The organism is Streptomyces sp. MnatMP-M17 (assembly GCF_900091995.1).
GTDB lineage: Bacteria > Actinomycetota > Actinomycetes > Streptomycetales > Streptomycetaceae > Streptomyces.
Genome location: NZ_FMDK01001084.1, coordinates 1 through 1928, shown reverse-complemented (window position 1 = coordinate 1928; position 1928 = coordinate 1). Strand labels below are relative to the sequence as shown.

The following is a 1928-nucleotide window of genomic DNA, read 5'->3' as shown; positions in this document are numbered from 1 at the left end:
GGGTGGTAAGCGGGGTGGATGGGCGGTCGGGGTTGCGGCGGCCGGGCCGCCGCACCCGGTCAGGCCGAGGTGGTGGCGTGGGCGTCCTGGGCGGCCTGCTGCTGCATCGCACGTCCGCGGTTGGTGATGTAGGTGTTGATGGGGACGGGCTGGCCGTTCTCGTCGGGGACCTGGAGGTCTTCGAGGTAGCGGCGGCGTACCGTCTCGCGTACGGCTCCCAGCTCCTCGAACGAGATGTCCGGGCTCATGACCCGCAAGATCAGTTCCTCGACCGGCTCGGGCGGCGTCATGGGGGCGCCCGCCTCCAGCCAGGCGCGGATCTTCGCGCCGAACTCCTCGCCGGAGCGGTGGACGACTTCGGAGCCCAGAGCCGCGCCGAGAGCCTTGACGACCACAATGCTGTGGTCGGCCTCCAGGGCGGCGGTGATCTGGAACTCGTACTCGATGCCGTCGCGGGCTTCGGGCTTGCCGCCGAGGCGGCGTACGAAGTTGCGGCCCTGCTCGTCGGTCTCGGGAACGTAGTGCGTCTTGGAGCGCAGAGTGACGATTACGTGGCCGGGATAGCTGAACAGGGCGTCCATCATGCGGCGTTCGCGCGGGCGGACCTCGCGCCAGCCCGCCTTGCTGTCCCCCGCACTCTGGGAGGCGTCGTCGGCCTGGTCCCGCACGCCGCCGTTGCCGCTCCAGAACAAGCTGAACGAGTCGACCACCACGACGTCGTAGCCACGGGCCGCGCAGTCGGCGAGCGCCGCAACCAGCACCTCGGGCGAGCAGAACGTCAGCGGGGGGCAGACCTCGAAGTCGACCTCGTCGGCGTACTGGGCGGCCTGCCCGTGAGCGGTCTCGATCACCCCGATCCGGCCGCCGAGGGCGGCGGCGATCTTCAGCGCGACGGGCGTCTTGCCGGACCCGCTGGGACCGCTGAGCGCGATCCGGCCGAAGGTCTGCGCCTTGACCGCGGGGACGAAGGGGAACTGCGAGTAGTGGACAAGCTGGCACGGCGGAGCGCCGGACGGCTGCTGTTCACATGTGTCCGTCGTCAAGGTTCCTCCGGAGCCTCGAAGCGTTCAGCGCGCGGTCCCGGTCCCGGAGCAGGATGTCCATCACGCACTCCAGAGCCGGGACCACCAGCGCCTTTGACACATATAACATACCATATTGGGCAGTGTTTTTCCAGGTCAGAACCTGTTTTCCGGCTCCGGGAATCAGCTCGGTTCGGGGGACTGCAGCAGTTTGTACGGCCGGCCTTCGTCGTCGAATCCGTCCGGCTTCTCCTCCGGCTCGGCCTTTCTGCGCTGTCCTCGCTTCTTCTTCTGCTCTTCGAGGGTTTCGCTGTACCAGAAGGGTCGGAACAGCTCGTCGTGCCCGTCCGGCTCGGGGATGACGCCCTTGGACCGCATCTGCTCGAAGGATTCGGTGGTGGCGTAGCCCAGTTCCTTCGCGGCGTGCGGGACGTAGTAGCGGTGCTTCGGCTTGCGGCTGGTGCCGGTCGGGTCGATGGTCGGGCGGACAGGCAGCCAGCGGCCGCCGCCCTTCTCCTTGATCTCCTCCACCAGCGAACCGTCGGGGTTCATGTAGCCGACCGCCTTGAGGTAGGCCTCGACCACCCGGCGCGGGTAGCGGGGTCGGTCCTCGTGGGCCTCGGGGACCTCGATCTCGAGGTCGGCCGCCACCTTCTGCAGCGCGGAGGCCAGCACCGGCTTCTTGTTCTTCGCGTGCTGCGGCGGAGCCTTGTGCCATCTCTGCGCGGTCTGCCGGCTGACGCCGGCCAGTCTGCTGATCTCGGTCAGGCTGAGCAGCTCGTCGCCGCGGGCCATCGAATTCTCCTGTCACTTAAAATGTACCTCGATGAGCGTACCGGTACGTTATACGTGTCGCACAGTGTGTTGCGGGAAACGCCCCGCGCGCCGGCTGGAACCAGCCGGCGC

At 67.9% G+C, this 1928-nt stretch carries 2 protein-coding genes; both read right to left on the bottom strand.

The genetic code is table 11. The annotated features are described in order from the left end of the window. Positions 1-59: 59 nt before the first annotated feature. The gene (locus GA0115259_RS36215) at positions 60-1043 is read right to left on the bottom strand and encodes an AAA family ATPase (RefSeq protein ID WP_093604697.1); all 984 of its coding nucleotides are present in this window, start codon (positions 1041-1043) and stop codon (positions 60-62) included. Between the two features lie 162 nt (positions 1044-1205). Next, positions 1206-1817 (bottom strand): hypothetical protein, encoded by a 612-nt coding sequence (locus GA0115259_RS36210; protein ID WP_093604695.1) that lies wholly within the window; start codon positions 1815-1817, stop codon positions 1206-1208. Positions 1818-1928 lie beyond the last annotated feature (111 nt).

Bases quoted from the DNA above. Each gene is read 5' to 3' on its own strand.
- GA0115259_RS36210 (WP_093604695.1), bottom strand. From the start codon at position 1,817: ATGGCCCGCGGCGACGAGCTGCTCAGCCTGACCGAGATCAGCAGACTG.